This window comes from Halobellus sp. GM3 (genome assembly GCF_052545375.1).
On record NZ_JBQWLT010000002.1, the window covers coordinates 406,444 to 428,875 of the forward strand.

Annotated in this window: 19 protein-coding genes; 9 read left to right on the forward strand and 10 right to left on the reverse strand. The window is 66.3% G+C overall.

Translation table 11 applies throughout. From position 1 onward, the window contains the following. Window positions 1–4: 4 nt before the first annotated feature. Window positions 5–430 (reverse strand): secondary thiamine-phosphate synthase enzyme YjbQ, encoded by a 426-nt coding sequence (locus tag ACT3HL_RS04830; protein ID WP_445085675.1) that lies wholly within the window; start codon window positions 428–430, stop codon window positions 5–7. A gap of 257 nt (window positions 431–687) precedes the next feature. Here ACT3HL_RS04830 and ACT3HL_RS04835 point away from each other — a divergent pair, with 257 nt between their 5' ends. Continuing rightward, window positions 688–2,949 (forward strand): hypothetical protein, encoded by a 2,262-nt coding sequence (locus ACT3HL_RS04835; protein WP_445085676.1) that lies wholly within the window; start codon window positions 688–690, stop codon window positions 2,947–2,949. 64 nt (window positions 2,950–3,013) lie between these two features. Beyond that, window positions 3,014–5,098, forward strand: coding sequence for a pentapeptide repeat-containing protein (locus ACT3HL_RS04840; RefSeq protein WP_445085677.1), 2,085 nt, complete (start codon window positions 3,014–3,016; stop codon window positions 5,096–5,098). A gap of 28 nt (window positions 5,099–5,126) precedes the next feature. On the opposite strand, the gene ACT3HL_RS04845 is transcribed toward ACT3HL_RS04840, so the two are convergent. Further along, on the reverse strand, window positions 5,127–6,563 hold the full coding sequence (locus ACT3HL_RS04845; RefSeq protein ID WP_445085678.1) for an SLC13 family permease: 1,437 nt from the start codon (window positions 6,561–6,563) through the stop codon (window positions 5,127–5,129). 271 nt (window positions 6,564–6,834) lie between these two features. On the opposite strand from ACT3HL_RS04845, the gene ACT3HL_RS04850 reads away from it, so the two are divergent. Beyond that, window positions 6,835–7,401: a YqhA family protein gene (locus tag ACT3HL_RS04850; protein ID WP_445085679.1), complete on the forward strand. Its 567-nt coding sequence runs from the start codon at window positions 6,835–6,837 to the stop codon at window positions 7,399–7,401. Between the two features lie 76 nt (window positions 7,402–7,477). Continuing rightward, the gene (locus tag ACT3HL_RS04855; protein ID WP_445085680.1) at window positions 7,478–8,032 is read left to right on the forward strand and encodes a DoxX family membrane protein; all 555 of its coding nucleotides are present in this window, start codon (window positions 7,478–7,480) and stop codon (window positions 8,030–8,032) included. 35 nt (window positions 8,033–8,067) lie between these two features. On the opposite strand, the gene ACT3HL_RS04860 is transcribed toward ACT3HL_RS04855, so the two are convergent. After that, window positions 8,068–9,309, reverse strand: coding sequence for a CPBP family glutamic-type intramembrane protease (locus ACT3HL_RS04860; RefSeq protein WP_445085681.1), 1,242 nt, complete (start codon window positions 9,307–9,309; stop codon window positions 8,068–8,070). Window positions 9,310–9,447: 138 nt separating this feature from the next. On the opposite strand from ACT3HL_RS04860, the gene ACT3HL_RS04865 reads away from it, so the two are divergent. Then, window positions 9,448–9,657 carry a hypothetical protein gene (locus ACT3HL_RS04865; protein ID WP_445085682.1) on the forward strand — a complete coding sequence of 70 codons (210 nt, stop codon included), beginning with the start codon at window positions 9,448–9,450 and terminating at the stop codon, window positions 9,655–9,657. 60 nt (window positions 9,658–9,717) lie between these two features. Here the strand turns inward: ACT3HL_RS04865 and ACT3HL_RS04870 are convergent, their stop codons facing one another. After that, the gene (locus ACT3HL_RS04870; RefSeq protein WP_445085683.1) at window positions 9,718–10,548 is read right to left on the reverse strand and encodes a ZIP family metal transporter; all 831 of its coding nucleotides are present in this window, start codon (window positions 10,546–10,548) and stop codon (window positions 9,718–9,720) included. A gap of 120 nt (window positions 10,549–10,668) precedes the next feature. Between ACT3HL_RS04870 and ACT3HL_RS04875 the strand changes: the two genes are divergently transcribed. Genes ACT3HL_RS04875 through cruF form a run of 3 tightly spaced genes read left to right on the forward strand, consistent with a single transcriptional unit; the run spans window position 10,669 to window position 13,925 of the window. Continuing rightward, window positions 10,669–12,192, forward strand: a complete 1,524-nt coding sequence (locus ACT3HL_RS04875) for a phytoene desaturase family protein (RefSeq protein ID WP_445085684.1) — start codon at window positions 10,669–10,671, stop codon at window positions 12,190–12,192. A gap of 4 nt (window positions 12,193–12,196) precedes the next feature. Next, window positions 12,197–13,033, forward strand: coding sequence for a prenyltransferase (locus ACT3HL_RS04880; protein WP_445085685.1), 837 nt, complete (start codon window positions 12,197–12,199; stop codon window positions 13,031–13,033). Next, complete coding sequence (gene cruF, locus ACT3HL_RS04885; protein WP_445085686.1) at window positions 13,026–13,925, forward strand: bisanhydrobacterioruberin hydratase; 900 nt, start codon at window positions 13,026–13,028, stop codon at window positions 13,923–13,925. Before ACT3HL_RS04880 ends, cruF begins: the two co-directional genes overlap by 8 nt. Before the next feature lie 39 nt (window positions 13,926–13,964). Here the strand turns inward: cruF and ACT3HL_RS04890 are convergent, their stop codons facing one another. From ACT3HL_RS04890 to ACT3HL_RS04900, 3 genes are all read right to left on the reverse strand, one after another. Further along, complete coding sequence (locus ACT3HL_RS04890; protein WP_445085687.1) at window positions 13,965–14,999, reverse strand: squalene/phytoene synthase family protein; 1,035 nt, start codon at window positions 14,997–14,999, stop codon at window positions 13,965–13,967. Window positions 15,000–15,167: 168 nt separating this feature from the next. Beyond that, window positions 15,168–15,311: an HVO_2523 family zinc finger protein gene (locus tag ACT3HL_RS04895; protein ID WP_445085792.1), complete on the reverse strand. Its 144-nt coding sequence runs from the start codon at window positions 15,309–15,311 to the stop codon at window positions 15,168–15,170. A gap of 108 nt (window positions 15,312–15,419) precedes the next feature. Continuing rightward, window positions 15,420–18,578: an adenosylcobalamin-dependent ribonucleoside-diphosphate reductase gene (locus tag ACT3HL_RS04900; protein WP_445085688.1), complete on the reverse strand. Its 3,159-nt coding sequence runs from the start codon at window positions 18,576–18,578 to the stop codon at window positions 15,420–15,422. A gap of 501 nt (window positions 18,579–19,079) precedes the next feature. Here ACT3HL_RS04900 and ACT3HL_RS04905 point away from each other — a divergent pair. Beyond that, window positions 19,080–19,304 (forward strand): hypothetical protein, encoded by a 225-nt coding sequence (locus ACT3HL_RS04905; protein ID WP_445085689.1) that lies wholly within the window; start codon window positions 19,080–19,082, stop codon window positions 19,302–19,304. Window positions 19,305–19,422: 118 nt separating this feature from the next. Here the strand turns inward: ACT3HL_RS04905 and trpG are convergent, their stop codons facing one another. Genes trpG through ACT3HL_RS04920 form a run of 3 tightly spaced genes read right to left on the reverse strand, consistent with a single transcriptional unit; the run spans window position 19,423 to window position 22,429 of the window. Next, entirely contained in the window at window positions 19,423–20,088 is a 666-nt protein-coding gene (trpG, locus tag ACT3HL_RS04910; protein WP_445085690.1) for an anthranilate synthase component II, read from the reverse strand. After that, window positions 20,085–21,752: an anthranilate synthase component I gene (trpE, locus tag ACT3HL_RS04915; RefSeq protein WP_445085691.1), complete on the reverse strand. Its 1,668-nt coding sequence runs from the start codon at window positions 21,750–21,752 to the stop codon at window positions 20,085–20,087. The genes trpG and trpE overlap by 4 nt, the downstream gene beginning before the upstream one ends. Further along, window positions 21,749–22,429, reverse strand: a complete 681-nt coding sequence (locus ACT3HL_RS04920; RefSeq protein WP_445085692.1) for a phosphoribosylanthranilate isomerase — start codon at window positions 22,427–22,429, stop codon at window positions 21,749–21,751. Before ACT3HL_RS04920 ends, trpE begins: the two co-directional genes overlap by 4 nt. Window positions 22,430–22,432: the final 3 nt, after the last annotated feature.

The following is a 22,432-nucleotide window of genomic DNA, read 5'->3' on the forward strand; positions in this document are numbered from 1 at the left end:
GTGCTCAGCGAAGCACGGCGACGTCGACGGTGCGCGTCCGCGGGCCACACAGTTCGTAGAACATCACTTCCTCCCACGTGCCTAGATCGAGTTCGCCGTCCCGAAGCATCAGGAGGACGGGCCGCTTTATCATCGCCGAGAGGATGTGCGCGTGGGCGTTAGGTTGTTCGTCCCGTTCGTAGTGGTCGACGTCGTGGGCGTATCCCGCGTCCGGCGGCGCGAGTTCCTCAAAGAAATCGATCATGTCGTAGAGCAACTTCGTCTCGTACTCGTTCGTCGAGAGGGCGGCCGACGTGTGCGGCGTCGAAACGTACACCAGCCCGTCTCCTGCCCCGATTTCTTCGACGGCTGCCTCGACCTGCGGCGTGACGTTCTGGATGTCGAAGACATCGCCCGTCTCGATCTCGAAACTCCGTTCGGTAATTTGCATACGCACACTACAACCGGGGACTGGGTCTTAGATGTTACCCGAGAATGCGCACATCGCTGGGGTCTGCGCCGAGATATCAGACGGCCACCACCGCCGTCCGGTGACTGATACTGGTGTTCTCACGTGTTGCCGGTGAACGCCGTCAACGGGACGGACGCTCACCGGAACGAGAACAATCAGTTTGACACGGCGTCGCTCCCCGCGGATCTGCATCCATCCGAAGCACTTACAACTGTATCGATAGCAACACGACGAGTGTGAGCGCTTCGAGCTTCGAGCTGATACAGTCGCCGGGGATAGCGGTGTGGGTCGTCTTCTGGGTCTACCTGCTGCTGCTCGTCGTCGGCGCGTACTACGTCCTGCAGGTCTTCCGGCGCGAACAGATCCTGTTCGGGCACCTCTCGAACGTGTTCAGCGTCCTCACCGACCTCCGCGTGTGGAGTCACAAACACCGCATCACGTACTCGTTTCTCATTACGGTCCTGCTCATCTCCGCGTTCCTGTTTCTGGTCTACTGGTCCGAGCGCCTCCATTACTTCTTCTACGACGCCGACCCGCTCTTCACGTCGGGAACGGAGTTCCTGTTCTGGGTGATCGTCCTCGTCAGCAGCGGCCTCGAACACGCCCCGCCGCCGAAGAGCCTCCTCGCGATCCTTCTGGCCGGCGCGTTTCCGCTCTTTCTGGCCGGCACGCTCCTAACGATCGTTCGGTACACCTCGGAGGCGGCGCACGAATCGCTCGTCGAGCAGATGGCGCGCGGACAGGTCTCGCCGAACCGGATCATCATCGTCAACTACCAAGAGAAGTACGACGCGTTCATCCACGAACTCCTCGATAACTCCGAGGCGTTCATCACGCTGTTTCCGAAGGAGCGACACATCCAAGACGCGGAGGGGCTCAAGGACAGCTTCGAGACGACGTCTCAGGAGGGCTATCGCCTCTTCGTGAAAGAGCTGTCCTACTCCTCGGAGTTCCTGTTCGATAAGTTCCAGATACTCGACAGCCGCGAGGTGTTCGTCTTCCCGGACATGGAAGAGGAGACGGAGTACCACAACCTCCAGTTGATCACGACGCTCAACAACGCGGTCAAAAAGCGCGAACAGTCCACGGGCGGCGACGTGGACTGTCCCGATATCGTCTGGCACTCGAACAACGAGAAAGTCTCGGAGGTCTCCCGAGAGCTCAGTTCGTCGACGTTCACCGAGAACCTCCACACGATGAGCTATCAGGAGGACATCAAGCGGCTCATCAACGTCAACGCGCGCGAGACCGTCGAACGGTTGGACGAGTACTTCGGGTTCGCCGACGACTCGGACCGTCCCGAGTGGGTCGACGGGTACCACCTCGACAACTACCGGTTCGCCGCCAGAGACCTCACGGCGGCGGATGCAGAGACGCTGGATGAACTCCGTCGGATGCGGAGCGGCGACTCGTCGATCCGGACCGACGGGACGATCGCCTCGGTGAAGCGAGAGCTCATCCGCCGTATCGAGACGCGTCTGCACGACGACCTGCCCGCGGACGCACCCGAACAGATCGGACCGCTGTACGGGTTGTTAGTCGACGTCGCGGGCAGTCAGATTCCCATCGACCTCGCCACTGCCTACTCGAGTCAGCAGATCGAAACGGCGACGCAGAGCCTCCAGATAACGAAGGCCGCGGGGACGGGGACCGATATGCGACCCAGACGCGACGAGGCCGGGGACATCTTCGTGGTGAACTACAACGACCACCTCCGGACGTTCCTCACCGACGCCGACACGGCGCTTCGCGACTCCGATCGGCGGATAACGGTCTTCTGTGGGGACGAGCAGATCACCCCCGAGACCGCCCACGCGGTACAGTTCGTGACCTACGAGACGACGACGGCGCTGCTGGAAGGGCTCTTCGATCCGACCCGCGAACCCACCGACCGGACGCTCTCGCCCGGCGATACGCTGTTGCTGTTCTTAGATCACACGGCGGCGAAACCGCAGATCGACGTGCTCAAGAAACTCGACGCGGTCGATAAGAAGCTCAGCTCCGAGTCCCTGGCGGTCGACCACAACGACGTCTTCCTCGCGGTCGAGTCCTCGATGAACACCCGGAGCGAGCTGTACAGTTACCTCTCGATCGACAAGGTGATCGAATCGTTCAAGATCCAGGATCAGTTCCTCCACAACTTCGTACAGCTCCGGCACAACGAGCAGATGAACGCGCTGGTCCACGAGGGGAAGATCGACCGCCACGAGGCGTTCTCGTGGGCCGTCGAGACCGCCTACTACTTCAGGGAGTTCAAGATCGAGCCGGCCGCGGAGGTGTATCTCCCGCGCACGCAAGCGAAGTCCGTCGTCGGCGAGAACCACCACGAGGCGATCACCGAACTGCGGGAGTTAGAGTCCCGAACGCCACAGCTGTTCGCCAGCTTCGAGCTGAGGACGGACGATTCTGCGGACCGGTTGACGGTCGACCTCAACGACCTGACGCGCGGAAAGGAGATCACCGAAGACGAGTACCTGCTTTTGATCAGCGCGATCTGACTCCGCACCGAAGCGTTCAATGAACAGGAACGAAAGGAGTGCACATCGAAGGGCGTGACAGACCGTGGGACACGAAGGGGAACGCGGAACTGACAGCGATCTCGGCGCGGCGGCGCGGACAGACCGGTCCGGCGCGACCGACGAGATAGCGGCGCACCTCAGCGTCCTCCGGATGAGCCCCGCCGAGCGCGACGCCGGAGACGTCGAACGCTCGGCGGTCGAAACCGCCCTCCAAGCGGTGATCGAGGAGGGCTCCCGCGAGCAGAAGGTGTTCGAGTCGCTCGAACTTCCCCGGATCGAGATCGATCACGAATCGATACGAAGCGACAACGTCCACCCGGTGGTGTTCCGCGACTGCTCCATCGAGGCGCTGAGCGTCGTCTCCGCCAACGTCGACGTGCCGATCAAGTTCCTCGAGTGCGACATCGGACCGGTCGATCTCACGGAGACACACCACCAGCACGACGTCGCCTTCCGCGGTTCGACGGTCGAATCGATCACGGCGACGGAGACGCAGTTCCGGCAGGACGCCGACTTCTCGGAGGTCCTGTTCACCGACGCGGTCGTGATGGAGGAGACGCACTTCGGCGACGACACCCGGTTCACAGACGCCGAGTTCCGCGGCCCCGTCTCGATGCGCGCGGCCGAGTTCAACGGTACCTCGAACGAACTCGATGACAACGCCACGTTCTCGCGGGCGACGTTCCGCTCGCGGGTCGAGTTCGACCGCGCCTCCTTCGAGGCCGCCTCCTTCGAGGCGGTGACCTTCGAGGAGAACGCCTCCTTCGACAACGCGCTCGCCACCGGCGAACTCCTGTTTCGCTCCGTCGAGTGCCGCGGCCCGGTCGAGTTCAGGGGGTCGCGGTTGGACGCGGGCGGTATCTTCGAGGGCGCCCGCTTCGACGGGGGGGCCGACTTCACGGGCGCTGAACTCGGCCGCGCGGTGTTCGACCGAGCGCGGTTCAGCGACGGGGCGAGCTTCGGAACCGTGACGTTTTCCCGGCACGCCAGCTTCGAGTCCGCCGCCTTCGAGGCGGCGGCGGTCTTCGACGAATCGCGGTTCGCGCGGGGGGGCGCGTTCACGGACGCGACGTTCGGCGACGTCGCCCTGTTCAGAGGCGTCCACTTCGAGCAGGCGACCAGACACCGCTCCCGCGACGCCGTGTTCGAGCGGGCCCGCTTCGAGGCGGCGGCGGACTTCCGAAACGCGCGGATCGCATCGGCGAACTTCCTCGACACCGTGTTCGTCGACGACGCCGTGCTCCGGAACGCGGTGGTCTCGACGGAGTTCGCGCTCGCGCCGGCGTCCCCCTCGGCGGGGACGTACGTCGACTTCACCGGGGCGAAGCTCAGACGCGGCGAGATCGAGCTCCCGGAGGGCGGCTGCTGGATCGACTTGACGGTCGCGAGCGTGGGCGATCTGTCGTTCGAGGCGAGCGATACCCAGACCCAGCGGCACCTCCTCGATCACGTCCGCTTTTGCGACACCGAGTTCGACGAGTTCGACAGCGACAGTTTCGATTTCTCGGAGTACACCGGCCACTTCAAGCGGAACGGCTGGAAGCTCCACCGCTTCGAGATCCCCGAAGAGCGGAGCTACGAGAAGCCGATGACCGCCCAGAACATCGAGCGGACGTACCTCAAAGCCAAGATCGGCGCCTCGAACACCGGCTTCGTCGACGCCGCCGCGGAGTTCCGGCTGCGTCGCCAGCGGTGGGCCCGCCGGACCCTCCTCGATGCGGTTCGGTCGGGCGACACGCGCCCGCTGATTCGGCTCAAGAACTTGAGCCGCGTCGCCGAGAACCTGTTTCTGGATCTCACCTGCGGCTACGGGGTCCGGCTGGGCCGCATTCTGCTCGTCTTCCTCGTCGCGCCGTTTCTGCCGGGGCTGCTCTACGCGTTCGGCGGTGCGCATTTCGCGACGGGCGCGGGACAGGTCTCCTCGCTCGGCGCCGCGCTGACGCCCGCCGGCCGTCAGATCGTCTACGAGAACCTGTATTTCAGCTACATCACCTTCCTCACGATCGGGTACGGCGGCGTCCGCCCGGAGGCGGTGCTCTCACAGCTCCTCGCCGGCGCCGAGGTGTACCTCAACGTCGTGCTCGGCGGGCTCTTCATCTACTCGCTCGTCAAGCGGTCTGAGCTGTGAAGCCGGGAGGATCGAACGATCGGAGCCGTCAGTACGGGCCGATGAGAACCGACAGCAGGACCCACTGAAAGAGCAGGAACAGCCCGGCGACTAGCCCGGTGAACACGAAGTGCGCCAGCCCGTATCGGACCAGATCCATCCGCTTCGGGAACGACATCTCGCGGGCCAGTTCGGGGAACCACTCCCGCTGTTTCTGCCGCTGGATCCGGAGCTGATTGAACCAGATGAGCCCCGCGAGCGCCCCGACCTGCGTGACGTAGGTCCCGATGTTGAGGCCGACGAGCGACGCCTGGATGAGCACGTACTTCGTCAGGAACGTCTCGAAGCTCACCTGACCGAGGATGCTGGCGACGAGCGCGGCGGCGGGGAGGTCGTTGAAGATGTTGACCATCACGCCGGAGCCGTACACCCCGACGACCGCCGCTCGGACCGGCGACACCTGGAAGAACTGCTGGACCATCGGGACCAGCTGTCCGGTGACGAACGCCGTCCGGGCGAACTGCTCTGCGAAGATAAAGAACGTCATCCCGAAGAAGAAGACGCCGTAAGGAAGGCGCGTGATCGGCCCTTTCAGGCGCTCTTCGTGCTCGTCAGATCGGTACCAGTAGGCCATCGCGAGGACCATACTTGGAACCGCACACCAGATCAGCGAGACGCCGAGGAACGTCACGATAGCGACGAGGACGACGAACGTCCCGAAGATGAGTATCCACGTCCGCATCTGGGGGGTGAAATACGGCTCCGGGACCTCGTCGGGCAGCGAGTACTGCGACTGCATCTTGAGGTCCGAAAACAGGTCGACGTCGTCTCGGTTGGTCAGATCGATGATCCAGCTGATGAGGACGAACGATGAGAAGAAGGCGATGACCGCCGGCAGGATCATCAGGATGACGTACCGGACGAAGTCGAGGCCGACTTCCTCGGCGATGATGAGGTTCGTCGGCGAGCCGATGATCAGCCCCATCGAGAGCGTGTTCGCCGCGACGAACTGCGAGAGCAGAATGGGCTTCGTGTTTCGGATCCCGGCCTGAAAACAGATCTCGACGATGACCGGCGTCACGACCAACACGACGATGTCGTTCGTCGTGAACAGCGTGACGATCGACGTCATCGTGAACATATACAGCACGAGCCGCGTGGAGTTCCCGTTACAGATGGCGGTGATCTTGTAGGCGATGTACTTGAAGAACCCCGAGGCGCCCAGTCCCTCGGACATGATCCCGAACGAGAAGATGAGAACGATGATGTCGATCTTGTCGTAAAACGCGGCTTCGATGGCCGGCAGGCCGACGATGGACGCGCCGACGGCGACGGCGAACGCGATCGGGGGGACCCACCAGTCGCGGTCGATGCCGTACCTCGCGCGGAGGCGTTTCTCCAGCGCCGTCCGCCAGTCGGTCACGATGAACAGCACGGAGGCGATGATCAGCGCCAGAATCGCGACCGGATCGGAGACGGAGATCATCGGCTCACCCGACCGGTGACGCGAGCGGCATCCGCGGCCGGGGCGCGGCGTCGAAAGAGCGTCGACGGTCCGGAGACGAGGGACCGTTTGACGTCGCCTACGGAGCGGTACGACATTCCTACCCCGGCCGTCGTACTCGTGTTGCATTAAACATCTGTTTTCGGCACGAACTACCACGAACCGACACACCACGCCGCAGAGAGAAGCGGAGGTCCCCCGACGTATCGCCGGAATCACAATTATAAAAAGACACTTCGACAAATAGCCGCCAATGGCCGAGACAAACGAACAGAGCCCGGGGCAGCAAGTAGAGGAGTCGTCCGTCAACGTGAAGTCGAACGTCGAGACCTACTTCGAGACGACGTTCTTTAATCTCCGGTTCATCCTGCTGATCCCCGTCCTCGCCTCGTTGTTCGGGTCGACGATAATGTTCGCGCTCGGCTCGTACAACGTCTACAGCGCGACGGCATCGTTCTTCCTCGAGAACTCGATGAGCAGCAAAGACGTCATCCTGCCGATCATCAAGGCGCTGGACGCGTTCCTCATCGGAATCATTCTAATCATCTTCTCGTTCGGGATCTACGACTTCTTCATCAGCAAACTGGATCCCGCCGACCACGCCAGCATCAGACCCGACTGGTTCAAATTCGAGTCGACGGGCGAACTGAAGAACAAGCTGATCGAGGTGGTGCTCGTCATCCTCTCGATCAAGTTCTTCGAGCAGGTCCTCGTCGTCGCCGATGACTTCCAAGACCCGTACATAAACCTCATAATCCCGACTGGCGCGGCGATACTGGCGATCAGTCTCGGGTTTTTCAAGTGGGCCACGGAACACTGACTCACACCCGAGTTATCAGACTTTGAGAACTGAGTGGGCATACTTTTAATGTATGCTTTCGATTCTGACATACACGATGTCTACTCGAGAAATCACACTAGAGAGCACAGTCGCCGGGTTCACCGCGACCGGCAAGTTACACACGCTGAGCGTCTGGTTCATTCTTGCGCTCAGGCTGATGATGGGGATCGCCTTCTTCCAGAGCGGATTGGATAAGGTCCTCTCGGGGAGTTTCAGCGCGTCCGGCTACCTGCAGAACGCGCCCCCGTCGAACGGCAGCCCCGTCGCCGACCTGTTCGTCGCGATGGGGCAGACCCCGTGGTTCGTCGACTTCGTGAACGTGGCCGTGCCGTGGGGGGAGGTCCTCATCGGCCTCGGCCTCATCTTCGGCGTGCTGTCGCGGTTCGCGGCGTTCTGGGGGGCGTTTATGATGCTCATGTTCTACCTCGGGAACTGGGACATCGCCCACGGCTACATCAACGGCGACTTCGCGTACATGCTCGTGTTCCTCTCGGTCGCCGCGTTCGGGGCGGGCCGGATCCTCGGGGCCGATCAGTACATCGAGCAGTACGAAATCGGCGGCCAGCCGCTCGTCGAGCGGTATCCGTGGACGCGCTACTTCCTCGGGTAGGGCCGAACTAACGCGGGGCGCCGCCCCGTCCGCGACTACCGCTGTTTTGTGCCGGGTGCGAGCCCGACAGTCTCGGCCCCGGGGACGTCGCCGTTCGTCAGACGCTCACGGCCGTAGACGACGACTACTATGACGGCGAGGGCGACCAGTGGGACCGCGCCCGTGAGTTCCGCGAGGAAGTTCAGCCAGGGATCGGGCACGCCGCCGGGGAGCAGCGCGTCCATATCGGCGGGGTGGTAGAGTCCCATCGCGTTGATGCCGGCGTGGAACACCGCGACGGCGAGGACGCTCCCGCCGGTGCCGTTGTACATCCACGTCCAGAGGATCGATCCTGCAACGATGGTGAACAGCCAGAGTACCTGCTGGGACGGTCCCCAGCCGCCGTGGGTCGTGGTCGCGTTCAGGAGGAGGGGCAGATGCCAAGCCGCCCAGGCGACGCCAACCAACAGGCTCGCCGAAAGCGCGCTGTAGCGCTCTTGCAGCAGCGGGAGCATAAACCCGCGCCAGCCGAGTTCCTCTTGGCCGCCGCCCCAGACGATCCCCCACGCCAACACGAAGAGGTAGATCGCGGGCGACGCGAACGATCCGAGGTCGATCGGGCCGCCGAGCGCGACGAAGAGCGCGCTGCCGACGACGAGGACGACGAGCGGGAGTCCGAAGGCCAGCGCCCACCACCGCGCCCCGATGTTCCACGCGAACGCCTGCGAGACCCACTGCCGGAGGCTACCGCCGGTGGCGGCGACCACGACCGCCGCGCCCACCGGCGGACCGAAGCCGCCGAACCCGATGAGGATCGAGTGCGTCCACGAGGCCTCCAGCCCGGTAGCCGCGAGCGCCCCCTGCACGGTCCACGTGAACGCGTACGTGACCGCGAGAAACGACGCGATCCGGTGGCGGTCCATCCACGAGCGGACCGCCGCGCGCCGCTCGCGACCGAACGCCGCGATTCCGGCGAGCGCACCGACGAGCGTCGCCGCGAGTATCGAGACCACCGCACCCTGTCCGAGCGCGAAGTGCGCGAGGACGAATGCGGTGACGAGCGCGCCCCCGAACACGGAGAGCGCGACGGCGAGGGACCGCTGGCGGGGGGCGTCCGCCGTCTCGAATCGCCACAGTACGAACGCGGCGACGACGGCACCGACGACGATGCCGGCCGGGATGCCGACGAACACCGAGAACGCGACGTACGGTACCAACAGTTCGGTGACGGCGACGAACGCCGCGAGGAACGCGGCGATACCCGCTGCCGCGGCGAGTCCGAGTGTCCGAAGTCGCATACGACCGCCAACGTGGCCCCCGGTGAAAAAAGGCGCCGCACGCCGAGCGGTCTCCCCGTCCAGCGCGGTAGAGACAGCAACGTAACACATTTCCTAAATAAATTTTATTTCACAGACATTAGTACGACGACGTGTACCATGGGCCTATTTAGTTCAGATACGTACTACTGCACGGTGTGCGGTGGGGAGGCACAGAGCTCGAACGCGGAGCAGTGCAGCCAGTGCGGGTCGGTCATCCACCACCGGTGTCTGAAAAACACCGGGAACGCGAAGAAGGAGGGTCGGTTCCTGCGGAGCGACAAGGTGAAACTCCGCTGTCCGGACTGCGGGAACGTCGGCTCGATCTGACCGCGACGACGAGCCGCTTTTCCGGTTCTCGTCGCCTCCGAGCGACGATTCGTCCGCGACTCAGGTAATCACGAGCCACGCGAGCAGGACGACGAGCCCCCCGAGCGACGTCGACGCGACCGCGTGAATGCGCAGCCTGTCGAGCAGCGCGTGGGCGTCGCCCGTCACCGAGAGCAGATCGTGGATCTCGCTGCCGATCTCACAGCGGGGGAGGAAGTCCATCGCGACGTGCAGGAACACGCCGGCGGCGAAGCCGAAGACGACCCCGCGGGTCGCCCCCGCGGCGGGGAGGGCGATCATCGAGGCGGCGATCCCGGCGATTCCCACCCCGGTCGCGGGTAGCAGCAACACTGAGGGGTCGCGGCCGGCGCTCGCGAGCCGTCGCGCGGCCGCGTAGCCGGCCGGCCCCTTGTGCGAGACGATGGCGAGTCCGAGAAGCGCCCCGAGTTCCGGCATATTGCCGTAGATGAGTCCGATGATCGCGCCCGCCGAGAACGCGTGTGCGGTCAGCTCCGCGACGGTCCGGTCCAGCGGGAGGTCCATGTGCGCGAGCCGGTGGCCGATCGTGTGGGAGGCGAAGCCCGCGAGCAGGCCGAACGCGACGCCGAATCCGCCCCACTGGGGGTGCTGGCCGATCGCCTGCGGCACCAGGAAGACGGCGGCGCTCGTCACCATCGCGCCCGCCGAGAGCCCGTACCCCCACACGAGCGCGCCGGCGCTCTCGTCGCCGCCTCGCGCGCCCACGGGCGCGGCGAGAGCCATCGCGAGGAACGCGACCCACGAGATGCCGACGAGCTTTGCGCCGCCGGCCGTTCCCCTGACTACCGCGAACACCGACAGCGCGACGAGGACTGCGGTCGCCACCGCCCCGAGCCGAGAGATCCGAGTCACGATATGAACTGGTTCGCCCGTCTTAATAACACTCACGCTCGCCGAGGCGTAGCTGTCGCCGGGGGCGGCTCGAAGCCGCCGGCCAGCCGATTTATGGTTTCGACGCTCCACTGTCCGGCTATGGACTCCCTCTCGGACCGCCGCTCGCTCGACGGCGCGGCCGTCGCCGTCGTCGGCGGCGGGTTCGGCGGCCTCTCGACTGCCTGCTATCTGGCCGGCGCCGGCGCCGACGTGACGCTTCTGGAGAAGAACGGACAGCTCGGCGGGCGGGCGAGCCGCCTCGAGATCGACGGCTTCCGGTTCGATATGGGGCCGTCGTGGTACCTGATGCCCGACGTCTTCGAGCGGTTCTTCGGCCACTTCGATCGGTCCCCCGACGACTACTACGGACTCACGCGGCTCGATCCGCACTACCGGATCTTCTTCAAAGACGGCGACCGCGTCGATATGGTCCCCGACCGGGCGGCGAACCGACGGACGTTCGAGTCCTACGAGCCCGGCGCTGGCGAGCGCTTCGAGGAGTACCTCCACAAATCGAGACAGAACTACGAGATCGGAATGGAGCACTTCGTCTACGAGGACCGGACGTCGGTCGGGGACTACCTCGACTGGGACGTGTTCAAGAACGCGCGCGGGCTCTCGCTCCTCGGCTCGATGCAGGACCACGTCGAGAAGTACTTCGAGCACCCGAAGCTCCAGCAGATCATGCAGTACACGCTGGTGTTTCTCGGCGGCGCGCCGAACAACACGCCGGCGCTGTACAACCTGATGAGCCACGTCGATTTCAATATGGGCGTCTACTACCCGGAGAACGGCCTCAGCGGGGTCGTCGACGGCGTCGTCGCGCTCGGCGAGGAACTCGGCGTCGACTTCCGAACCGACTGGCCCGTCTCCGAGATCCGCGGCCGCGAGGGCGCGTTCGCCGTCAGGTCCGGGGACGGCCGGGAGCTGTTCCCCGACTACGTCGTCAGCGACGCCGACTACCGGCACACCGAGATGGACCTGCTCCCGCCGGACAAGCGACAGTACGACGCCGACTACTGGGAGTCGCGGACGTACGCGCCCTCGGCGTTCCTCCTGTATCTGGGCGTCGAGGGCGACGTCGACCCGCTCGAACACCACACGCTCGTCCTCCCCACCGACTGGGACGCGCACTTCGAGCGGATCTTCGACGACCCGTCGTGGCCCGAAGATCCCGCGTACTACCTCTGTGTCCCCTCCGAGACCGACGACGACGTCGCCCCGGAGGGACACTCGAACCTCTTCGCGCTCGTGCCGATCGCCGCCGGACTGGAGGACACGCCCGCACTGCGCTCGGCGTTCCGAGAGCTCGTGCTCGACGACATCGAAGCGAACACCGGCGTCGCCCTCCGGGACCGGATCGTCGTCGAGGAGTCCTTCTGCGTGAACGACTTCACGGAGCGGTACAACAGCACCCGAGGAACCGCGCTGGGGTTAGCACACACGCTGCGACAGACTGCGCTGTTCCGCCCGCCGCACCGCTCGTCGGCCGTCGAGGGGCTCTACTTCACCGGGTCGTTCACGACGCCCGGCATCGGCGTGCCGATGTGTCTGATCAGCGGCGAACTGACGGCCGAGGCGCTCGCCGAGCGGGCCGCGGCGACGGCCGGGCGGTCGGGCTGACGGGATGTCCGGTCGCCTCCGCTATCTGCTGCGGCTGTCGCGCCCGCGCTTTTGGTTCTACCTCGCGGGGCCGGTCGTCGTCGGCGTCGCGTACGGATCCCAGACGGTCGGCGACCTCTTCACCGCCGCGAGCGTCGGCCTCTTCGCGTACTTTCTGCTCCCGGCGAACGTCTTTCTCTACGGCGTCAACGACGTTTTCGACGCGGATATCGACACGGAGAACCCGAAGAAGGACGGCAGGGAGACGCGCTGGCGCGGCGACCCGGCGGTCGCCGTGGCCGTCGCCGCCGCGGCGCTCGTGGGCGCGGGCGCGTTCGCGCTCTCCCCGCCGCTCGCGTGGCCGTACCTCGCGGGGTTCTTCGCGCTCGGGTTCCAGTACTCCGCGCCGCCGCTTCGGTTCAAGACGACGCCGGTCCTCGATTCGCTGTCGAACGGGCTGTACGTCCTCCCCGGAGCCGCCGCGTACGCGGCCGTCGCCGGCGCACATCCACCGATCGCGGCGCTCGCGGGCGCGTGGCTCTGGACGATGGGGATGCACACGTTCTCTGCGATCCCCGATATCGAGCCCGACCGGGCGGCGGGGATTCGAACGACGGCGACGGCGTTGGGCGCGGAGCGAACGCTCGCGTACTGCTTCGCCTGCTGGATCGCCGCCGCCGCCGCGTTCGCGCTCCTCGATGCGCGACTCGGCGCGCTGCTCGCGGTCTATCCCGCGATGGTCTTCGCCGTCCGGTTCGCGGATATCGACGTCGACCGCGCCTACTGGTGGTTCCCGGCCCTCAACACGGTCGTGGGAGCGCTCTTGACGCTCGGCGGTCTGTGGAGGCTCCTCCATGCGTGAGTCCGACGAGACTGGTGCCGGCGGAGCGGTTGCGGGTCGGCTCCCGCGGACCCGCGCCGAGTGGGAGGCGCGGCTGGATCGGCTCGTCCGCGAGAACCGCTTTACGATCGCGGTGTTTTTCCCGCTGAACGGGATCGTCCTCCTTCTGGCCAGCGCCGAGGGGCTCCTTCCCGCGCCGCTGGCGTTCAACGGGCTGTTGATCCTGCTCGGAACGCTCGTGATGCGCTCGCCGCTTTTCGTCGGCGTCCTCCCGATCACCGGGCGGCGGGCGGCCGCGGGCGTCGGCGCGTTGGCGCTGTACGCGTACGGGATCGAATACGTCGGCGTCAACACCGGCGTCCCCTACGGGGAGTTCTTCTACGGGGTCGACCTCGGGCCGACCGTGGCGGGCGTCCCGCTCGGGCTCCCGGTGTTTTTCATCCCGCTCGTGATGAACTCGTATCTCCTCTGTCTCCTGCTCCTCGGCGACCGCGCGGCACGCGCGCCGGTCCGGCTGCTGTCGGTGATCGCGGCGGTGCTGGCGATGGACCTCGTCCTCGATCCGGGCGCCGTCGCGCTCGGTTTCTGGGTCTATCCCGAAGGGGGCGCGTTCTACGGCGTGCCGCTGTCGAACTACGCCGGGTGGGTGCTCTCGGCGACCGTCGCCGTCGTCGCCCTCGACTGGGGGTACGACCGACGCGCGCTCGGCGCGCGCCTCGACAGCTGTGAGTTCCTGCTCGATGACCTCGTCTCCTTCGTCATCCTCTGGGGCGGAATCAACGCGTGGTTCGGCAACTGGGTCCCGGTCGGGCTCGCCGCCCTCTTCGGGCTCGGCCTCCTGCGAACCGAGCGGTTCGATGTCCCGCAGGGTGGGCTATGGGGGGACCGCGACCGCGACCGACAGTCGGAGTAGGGGGACGCGACTGCTCGCGCAGCGTCGGCGGGCCGACGACTACTCTCCGCGGCTGACGCTGCGGAGCCATCCGGTCAATCGCCCGCCGAACAGCCCCGTCGCGCCGGCGCCCGCTGTCCGCTCTACGGTGGTCCCGGGGTGCCCCGGGTCCCGTGCGGTCCCGGCGTCGTCGGGGTACGGGACGACGCTGACGCGGCGGAACACCGCGACGGGGTCCCGCTCGAACGACCAGTAGAGCCGGGTCTTCGCGAGGAGATACAGCTTTCGCGGCGTCGACAGCGACGGGGTCGCAGAGAGCACGTCGCAGTCGCGCCGCCGGATCTCGCGGTGGTGGTCGGCGTAGAGGACGGCCGAAAGCAACACGGCGAACTGGCAGTCCTCCGGGAGGTGCCGGATTCCCTCGACGCCCTCTCGGTAGAGCGCCTCCGCTCTCGTCAGTTCCTCGCACATCGCCTCGCGGAAGTTCCCGTCGTACTCGAAGTTCATGACCTGCGCCTCCGTGACGCCGTGGGCGCGGAGCGTCTCCAGCGGGAGGTAGATCCGGTCGCGCTCTTCGACGTCCTCGCGGACGTCCCGGAGGAAATTCGAAAGCTGGAACGCCTCCCCGAGCGCCGTCGCGTGCGGGAGCGCCTTCTCCGGGGCCGGGGGCCGCATAATCGCGGTCATCATCCGGCCCACGGCAGCGGCCGAGCCGTCCATATACGCTTCCAGATCCTCGTAGGTCTCGTATCGGTCCGTCTCGATGTCCGAGCGCATCGCGTCGATGAAGACCGTCACGTCGGACTCGGCGATGTCGTAGCGCTCGCGGATCTCCGAGAACGCCTCGAGCACCGGGTCGTCGGTCTCCTCGCGCCCGAGCGCCTGCCGACGCATCGCTTCGAGTCGCCGCCGTTGCTCGGGCGGGGGCGCCGTCTCCGCGGCGTCGACGACCTCGTCCGCGACCCGGAAGAAGGCGTACAGCACGTACGTCGCCTCGCGGACGCGCTCGGGGAGCACGCGCGTCGCGAGGTGGAACGTCTTCCCCGTCCGGCGCTGAATCGCCTTGCTCTGTCGGATCTGTGCGTTTTCGACCATCGTTACGTGTTACGGGGTAGGGCGGATCGTCGTGCCGTCGGACCACACATTTGTCATCTAATGGACGGACTGAATTCATATAACACTTCTCGCCGATTCAAGACAAATCGAGGCGCCGCGCCAGCAAACGGTCAGTAGACTTACGTACGTGGACCGGGACCGATCGGCTCACCAGAACGTGTCGCTACAGTCGTAGACGACGCCGTGCTCGGGGCAGACGTACTTGCAGTGGCGGTGGGTCATCGGTCGCTCACAGAGCGGGCACGGCCGACCGGGGAGCGTCTCTATGCGGTCGGCTCCGCCGCCTCTCACAGCGCCGTTGGCGTCGTCCGCGTCGTTCCCGCCCGAGCCGTCGCTCACGTCCGATTCGCCGGCCGCAGACGACAAGAAGGTTCGCGTTTTGCGGGCGCTCCGACTACCTTAGCACTCCGACCAGCCGCAGGACTCGCAGGTCTTGCAGCCCTCAGAGTAGTACAGCGACATACTGCCGCACTCGGGGCACTCGGGGCTCTCGCCGGCCGCGAGCAGGTCGTCGGTCGCGTCCGCGTCGCCGTCGGACGCTCCGGGCGCGTCGACGTCGACGCCGTCGGGACCCACGTCCGCCTCGCCGGTGTCGACCGCCGCGCCGCCGTCGGTCTCGCGACCCGACGCGACGTTCTTGTCGGCCTCCTCGGAGAGTTCGCTCAGGTTCTGCTGCTGTGGGTAGCCCTTCTCGATCTCGCCGTCGAGATACCGGCGCATCGCCGTGCCGATGGCGTCCGGGATGGAGTTGATCTGCTCGCCTTTGTCCCAGGCGACCTTCGGGCTCCGGATCCCCTGCAGTTCGCTCGCGATCTCGCTCGGATCAACGCCCGACCGGAGCGCCGTCGAGACCGTCTTCGCGAGGGCCTCGGTGAAGGAGGCGGTGAAACCGCCGGAGTTTCCGATGTTCGCGAACAGCTCGAACGGCTGGCCGTGCTCGTCCTCGTTGATGTTGACGTACAGCTTCCCGTAGCCGGTGTCGATGCGCTGGGTGACGCCGTGGAGCACGTCCGGTCGCGGCCGCTTCTTGCCGAGGTCGGTCTCGCCGTCGGCCACCGAGAGCAGTCGCCCGACCTCCTCGTCGAGGGCGGCCCGCACGTCCTCGTTGTCGAGGAAGACGTCGAGGCCGCCGAAGACCTCCTCGATCTGCTCGACGAGCGCCTCCGCGGCCTCGCTCTCGTCGGCGAAGTCCGCGTTCTTCGCCCGCGTCGTGAGGACCTGCTTCGAGCGCGTGCCGTCGCGGTAGACGGTCACGCCCTTGCCGCCGTTGCGGTAGATGTAGCGGTAGACCTCGTCCATGTCCTCCTTCGACGCCGAGTTCGGGAAGTTACAGGTCTTCGAGATGGCGGAGTCGACGCCCTCTTGGGTGGCACACTGCACCGCGGCGTGCTGTTTCCCCGAGAGGTCGCCGGTGACGACGAACAGCTCCGAGATGGCGTCGGGGACGGTCGAAAGCGAGGAGACGCCGCCGAACTCGTTCGCGGCCATCTGCTCTTGGGCCTCCTCTTTCACGGCGTTGACGTCGATATCGTTGGCCTCTAAGACCCGAAGGAAGTAGTCGTCGAACTCGACGAGCATCTCGTCGCCCTGCACGTCGTCGGAGACGTTCTTGTAGTAGGCGACGTTGTAGATAGGCTCGATCCCGCCCGTCGTGTTGCCGACCATCGAGGTCGTCCCGGTCGGGGCCACAGTGGTCGTGTTGTGGTTCCGGATCGGGAAGCCCTCGGCCCACTCGTCGGCGTCGAGTCCGGTGTGGTGCTCGAACCACTCGCGGTACCGGACCGGGTCGGCGTACTTCGAGTCGTCCCAGTCGGCGAAGGCGCCCCGGTCTTGAGCGAGTTCGTGGCTGGTCCACTTCGAGGTGTGGTTGATGTGGGTCATCAGCTGGCGGGCGACCTCGTTGCCCGCCTCGGTGCCGTACTGGATGCCGAGCTGGATGTACAGCTGTGCCAGCCCCATCACGCCGAGTCCGATCTTCCGCATCTCGCGGACCTTCTGTTCGATCTCGGGCACCGGGAAGTCCGACATCGTAACGACGTTCTCGAGGAAGTGCGTCCCCCGGTCGATGCGGTAGTCGAACTCCTCCCAGTCGATGGCCTCCGCGAGGAACGCGTCGACCGCCTCACCGACGTCGTCGTACGCGTCGCCGTGTTCGCCGTACCAGACGCGCCAGTCGGGCGCGTCGAAGTCGACGAGCGTCGAGAGGTTGATGTGCCCGAGGTTGCAGGCCTCGTACTCTTCGAGCGGCTGCTCGCCGCAGGGGTTCGTCGCCAAGATGCGATGCTCCGGGTGCTCCTCGACGTCGAAGGAGTGCTTCTTGTTCACGCGCTCGAGGTAGATGACGCCCGGTTCGCCGTTCTCGTGCGCGCCGTCGACGATCTGGTCCCACAGCTTCTCGGCGGGAATAGAGAGGACCTCGCCGACCTCGACGTGCTCGCCGAGACCGAACATATCGTACAGTTCCTTCGTCTCGGGGGTCGCGACGTGCGGTTCCTCCGTCCGCGGGTTGGTGAACGTGAACTCCTCGCCTTCGAAGAGCGCGTCCATGAAGCCGTCAGTGACGCCGACGGAGATGTTGAAGTTCGAGAGGTGCCCCTCGACCGCGTTTCGGAGGTGCTTTGGGACGTGCCCTTCCTCGTCGATCAGCTCGCGCGCTTCCTCGAGCGCGTCCGCGAAGGAGTTGTGGGTGAAGTCGTCTGGGTCGTTCAGTCGGAGCGTGTGCGCGAGCGAGACGTCCTTGTTCTTGGCGTGAAGGAACTGGATGACGTCGGGGTGGCTGACCCGCATCACGCCCATCTGCGCGCCGCGGCGCGCGCCGCCCTGCGCGATGGTCTCACAGAGCTGGTCGTACGTCCGCATGAACGTGATCGGGCCCGAGGCGATGCCGCCGGTCGAGCCGACCGCGTCGCCGTAGGGGCGGAGCCGCCAGAAGGCATAGCCCATACCGCCTCCGCTCTGGAAGACCTCCGCGGCCTCTTTGGCCGTCTGGTGGATGTCGGTGATGTCGTCGTCGGGCGAGTCGACGAAACACGCCGAGAGCTGCTGGAGCTCGTCGCCGGCGTTCATGAGCGTCGGCGAGTTCGGCATAAAGGAGAGATCCTCCATCAGCGTCTCGAACTCCTCGCGTTTTTCCTCTACGGCGGCGCGGATCTCGTCGGGGAGTTCCGGGACGATGGTATCGTACGCGAACTTGTTGACGTTGTAGACGGAGAGCGTCGTTTCAGCCTCGGAGTCGGCGGCGACGCCCGTGCCGAAGACATCCGCGGCGAGTTCGTCCCGACGCGGGTGGTCGGGTTTCAGCTGCTCGGGCGTGACGGTGACGTCGACGCCGCGGCTCTCGGCCTCGAAGACGGCCTCCGCGAGTGCGACGTTCTTCGCGACGCGCGGAAAGAGCTCCTCTTGAGACTCCTTCGGATCGCCGTTCGCATCCTTGCGGAGGTACCGCGCCGGGAGAATATTGTGGTAGGCGTTCGCGGTGAGTCGGTCCTCGAGCGTCTCCCCCTCGGTCCGCTTGACGGGCAGTTCCAGGTCGCCGGCTCCCTCGGGCGCGTCGGTCATCTACTGTTCCTCCCGCCCAGTGCGCTCGCACCGGACGATATCCGCTCGTGTAACTGGCTCGGAGTCGGTCATTGTAACGATGGCTTGTGAGTGTGGCAGGTCGGTTAAGGCTTCGGTATCCGGCACTGTCTCGGTTCCTATCATCCCCAATACCGTAGACTCAGCCGACGCGCCACGCGTTCAACGCAACGGGGGTTCGTATGGGCCAGTGGATCATCAAGGTTCGCAGACCGAGGCGAAAGTGAAGATGGAGCACAGAACACCCACCGCAGTCGTCCGATTATCCACGCGAACTGAGGGGGTGTTGAAACGGCTTGATCGGCGGGCGAACGGCGACCGTACGACGGTCGGTCCCGTTCGAAAGAGAACGTAAGCGGACGTTACCGCGTGAATGATCACATTTAATACCATTCTCGATTCTGCAGTTCGGAGCGGACCCCGACGCCGCTTTCGTTCCCGATCGCCCATAGACTTATTCCCCGTCCGGCGATACCGGCGGGTATGATGCCCATACTCGAATCGGCGGTGGCGTCGGGGATCCCCCTGCAACTGGGCGGGCTACTGTCGCGGCCGCTCGGGCAGGCGCTGGCGGTGATCATCGCGATCGCGGTCGTGATCATCGTCGGACGCATCGCGCTGAAGATCGCCTGGCGACTCGTCACGATCGCCGCGGTCGTCGTCGGCGCGCTGCTCGTGCTGTCGTTCTTCGGGATCAGCGTCCTGTAAGGGACTGAAGCGTCACACTGATTACTCTCGTCTCTTCCCGCCGAGCGCCGTCAGCGGGGGTGGCGCTCGGTGGTGAAAAGTGAGAGTAATCGGAATCGGTTGTCGATCCGAGGCCGTCTCAGGCCTTCGCCGGGTCGTCTACTCGCCGGCCGAGCACGCACTCTTCGAGGAAGTTCCGGACGACGTCGTGGCCGACGGCCGTGAGGACAGACTCGGGGTGGAACTGGACCGCCTCGATCGGGTACTCGCGGTGGCGGACGCCCATCACGAGGTCGGTCGACCCCGTCGGTTCGCCCCGGCCGTCGGCGACCGCGTGCGTCGTCGTCGCCGACACCTCGAAGCAGTCGGGGACCGCCGTCGCGACCAGCGAGTGGTAGCGGCCGGCCTGAAAGCCCTGCTCGAGCCCCGCGAAGACGCCGCGGCCGTCGTGGTCGACCGGGTACGCCTTTCCGTGGATCGGCTCCGGGGCGTGCCCGATCTCGCCGCCGTAGGCGTAGACGGCCGCTTCGAGCCCGAGACAGACGCCGAGCGTCGGCGTCGTCTCCGAAAGCGACGTCAGCACCGCGTTGGTGACGCCGACGTCGCGCTCGTTCTTCGGGTGTCCCGGACCGGGGCTGATGACGATCGCGTCCGGGTCCAGTTCCCGGAGCTCGTCGAGCGAGGCGGTGTTCTTGCGGACCACCACCTCGACGCGCTCGCCGTCGATCCGCTGCTCGGAGAAGTACTCCACGAGGTTGTACGTGAACGAGTCGAAGTTGTCGACGACGAGGAGCCGGAGCGTCATCGGCCCGCCTCCTCGGGCGCCGCTCCCGACGGCGGTTCGCCCTCGATCCGCTCGATCGCCGCGAGGACGCCGCCCATCTTCTGTTCGGTCTCCTCGTACTCGGCGGCGGGGTCGCTGTCGGCGACGATGCCCGCGCCCGCGCGGACGGAGACGACGTCCTCGCCGTCGCGCCGGTCGACGGTCGCGGTCCGGATCACGATCGCGAAGTCGGCGTCGCCGGACCACGAGTAGTAGCCGACGCCGCCGCCGTAGACCCCTCTGGGAACCGATTCGAGGTCGTCGATGATCTCCATCGCGCGCACTTTCGGCGCGCCGGTCAGCGTCCCGGCGGGGAACGTCGCCCGAGTGGCGTCGAACGCGTCTCTACCCCCCGCGAGCGTGCCCGTCACGGTGGATTCGATATGCTGGACGTGGCTGTACTTCAGCACGTTCATGAACTCCTCGACGCGGACGCTCCCGGGTTCGGAGACGCGGCGGACGTCGTTGCGCGCGAGGTCGACGAGCATCGTGTGCTCAGCGCGCTCCTTCCCGTCGGCGAGCATCTCGCCGGCGAGCCGCCGGTCCTCGACGGGACTCGTGCCGCGTTCGCACGTCCCGGCGATCGGGTTCGACACGACGCGTTCTCCGCGGACGGAGACGAGCGTCTCGGGGCTCGCGCCGACGACGTGGCGGTCGTCGTGGCGCAGCAGGTACATGTACGGCGACGGGTTGACCTCGCGGAGCGCCTCGTAGAGGCCGACCGGGTCGACCTCGCCGCGGAGTTCGCGGACGCGAGAGATCACCCCTTGGTAGATGTCGCCGTCGAGCACGTGGTCCTTCGTCGCTCGCACCGCTGCCTCGTACTCGTCTCTCGGCCCGGCCGACTCGCCCGTTCGGACGAACCCGCCGGTCTCGGGGGCGGTTGCCTCCGCGAGCGTCGTCGCGACGGACTCGGCCTCCGCGAGGAGGTCGTCGTAGACGTCGCCGGGGTCGTCGTCGGGACCGATCACGGGCGTGAGCACCAGCGACACCGACGAGCGGGCGTGATCGAACGAGAGCGTCTTCGTCGTGAGGACGAACTGGGCGTCCGGCGTCTCGGTCTCGGGGCGCTCCAGGCCGACCTCCGAGAGCCAGAGGTCGTAGACGGCTTCGTAGGCGAGAAAGCCGACGAGCCCGCCCCTGAGTTGCTGGCGGTCGTCGTCGGGGAAGCCGACGCGGGGCAGTTCCGGGAACGTCACCCGGAGTCGGTCGAGAACGTCGGTGTCGGCGTCTTGGGAGCCCTCCGCCACCACGTACCGTGCCGCGCGGCCGCCCAAGCGCTCGACGTCGGTCCCGTCGGGGTCGACCGTGACGACCGCGTCGGGGTCGTAGCCGACGAACGAAAAGCGGGCGTGGCGGTCCGCAGTCGCGTGGTCCGGCGAGAACGCGCCCGCTGGATCGCTCGAGGGGGTCTTCTCGGCGCTCTCGAGGAGAAAGCCGTAGTCGCTCCGGTCTGCGAGCGCGGCGTAGGCGGTCAGCGGCGTCACGTTTGGAAGATCGGCCGTCAGGTGCGCGACGACGGGGCCGTCCGTTCCGGCGACGGCATCGGCGACCGTCTCGATGAAGGGCCCGCGGGACTTCGACAGCGTCACGTCTTCGGGGTCGATGGCGCTCTCAGTCGAATCGACGTCGGATTCGGCCCTCATAGGGACATTCCCCCGGCTGACTGCGCAACCTCGTCGCGGTCGGTCCCGGCGCCGGTCGCGTTCGCGACGAACGCCCGAACGGCCTCGCGGTCTTTTCGTCCGCCGGTGCGCTCGACGCCGCTCGCGACGTCGACCGCGAACGGCCGGACGGTCTCGACCGCCTCGGCGACGGTGTCCGGGGTCAGCCCGCCAGCGAGAATCACCGGCGCGTCGAGCGCCGCGGTCACTTCGGCGGTCGCCGCCCAGTCGTGCGTCTCGCCGGTCCCGCCCGCGCCCGCGTCGTCGACCGAATCGACGAGGACCGCGTCGACGGCCGGCGCGACCGCGCGGGCGCGCTCGGGGTCCGCGGCGTCGACGGCGGCGACGACCGACGACGGAACGCGCTCGCGGATCGACCGGAGGTCGTCGGCCGAGAGGTCCCCGTGCAACTGGAGCACGTCGGGCGCGACCCGGTCGGCCGCCGCGACCGCCTCGTCGACTGCCGCGGGCATCGTCACGAGCGTCGTCGTGAGAAACGGCGGCGCGGCGTCGAGCATCGCTGCGGCCGCCTCCAGAGACACCTCTCGCGGCGTTTCGACGGGAACGTCGGCGACGACGCCGACGGCGTCCGCGCCGGCCGCCTCGACGGCGCGCAGGTCGGCGTCGGTCGTCACGCCGCAGATCTTCACCCTGACCATCGG

Coding starts and splice junctions, on each gene's coding strand:
- ACT3HL_RS04855 (WP_445085680.1), top strand. CDS start 7,478: ATGTCTACTCGAGAAATCACACTAGAGAGCACAGTCGCCGGGTTCACC.
- ACT3HL_RS04850 (WP_445085679.1), top strand. CDS start 6,835: ATGGCCGAGACAAACGAACAGAGCCCGGGGCAGCAAGTAGAGGAGTCG.
- cruF (WP_445085686.1), top strand. CDS start 13,026: ATGCGTGAGTCCGACGAGACTGGTGCCGGCGGAGCGGTTGCGGGTCGG.
- ACT3HL_RS04845 (WP_445085678.1), bottom strand. CDS start 6,563: ATGATCTCCGTCTCCGATCCGGTCGCGATTCTGGCGCTGATCATCGCC.
- trpE (WP_445085691.1), bottom strand. CDS start 21,752: ATGAGGGCCGAATCCGACGTCGATTCGACTGAGAGCGCCATCGACCCC.
- trpG (WP_445085690.1), bottom strand. CDS start 20,088: ATGACGCTCCGGCTCCTCGTCGTCGACAACTTCGACTCGTTCACGTAC.
- ACT3HL_RS04860 (WP_445085681.1), bottom strand. CDS start 9,309: ATGCGACTTCGGACACTCGGACTCGCCGCGGCAGCGGGTATCGCCGCG.
- ACT3HL_RS04875 (WP_445085684.1), top strand. CDS start 10,669: ATGGACTCCCTCTCGGACCGCCGCTCGCTCGACGGCGCGGCCGTCGCC.
- ACT3HL_RS04920 (WP_445085692.1), bottom strand. CDS start 22,429: ATGGTCAGGGTGAAGATCTGCGGCGTGACGACCGACGCCGACCTGCGC.
- ACT3HL_RS04830 (WP_445085675.1), bottom strand. CDS start 430: ATGCAAATTACCGAACGGAGTTTCGAGATCGAGACGGGCGATGTCTTC.
- ACT3HL_RS04905 (WP_445085689.1), top strand. CDS start 19,080: ATGATGCCCATACTCGAATCGGCGGTGGCGTCGGGGATCCCCCTGCAA.
- ACT3HL_RS04890 (WP_445085687.1), bottom strand. CDS start 14,999: ATGGTCGAAAACGCACAGATCCGACAGAGCAAGGCGATTCAGCGCCGG.
- ACT3HL_RS04865 (WP_445085682.1), top strand. CDS start 9,448: ATGGGCCTATTTAGTTCAGATACGTACTACTGCACGGTGTGCGGTGGG.
- ACT3HL_RS04900 (WP_445085688.1), bottom strand. CDS start 18,578: ATGACCGACGCGCCCGAGGGAGCCGGCGACCTGGAACTGCCCGTCAAG.
- ACT3HL_RS04880 (WP_445085685.1), top strand. CDS start 12,197: ATGTCCGGTCGCCTCCGCTATCTGCTGCGGCTGTCGCGCCCGCGCTTT.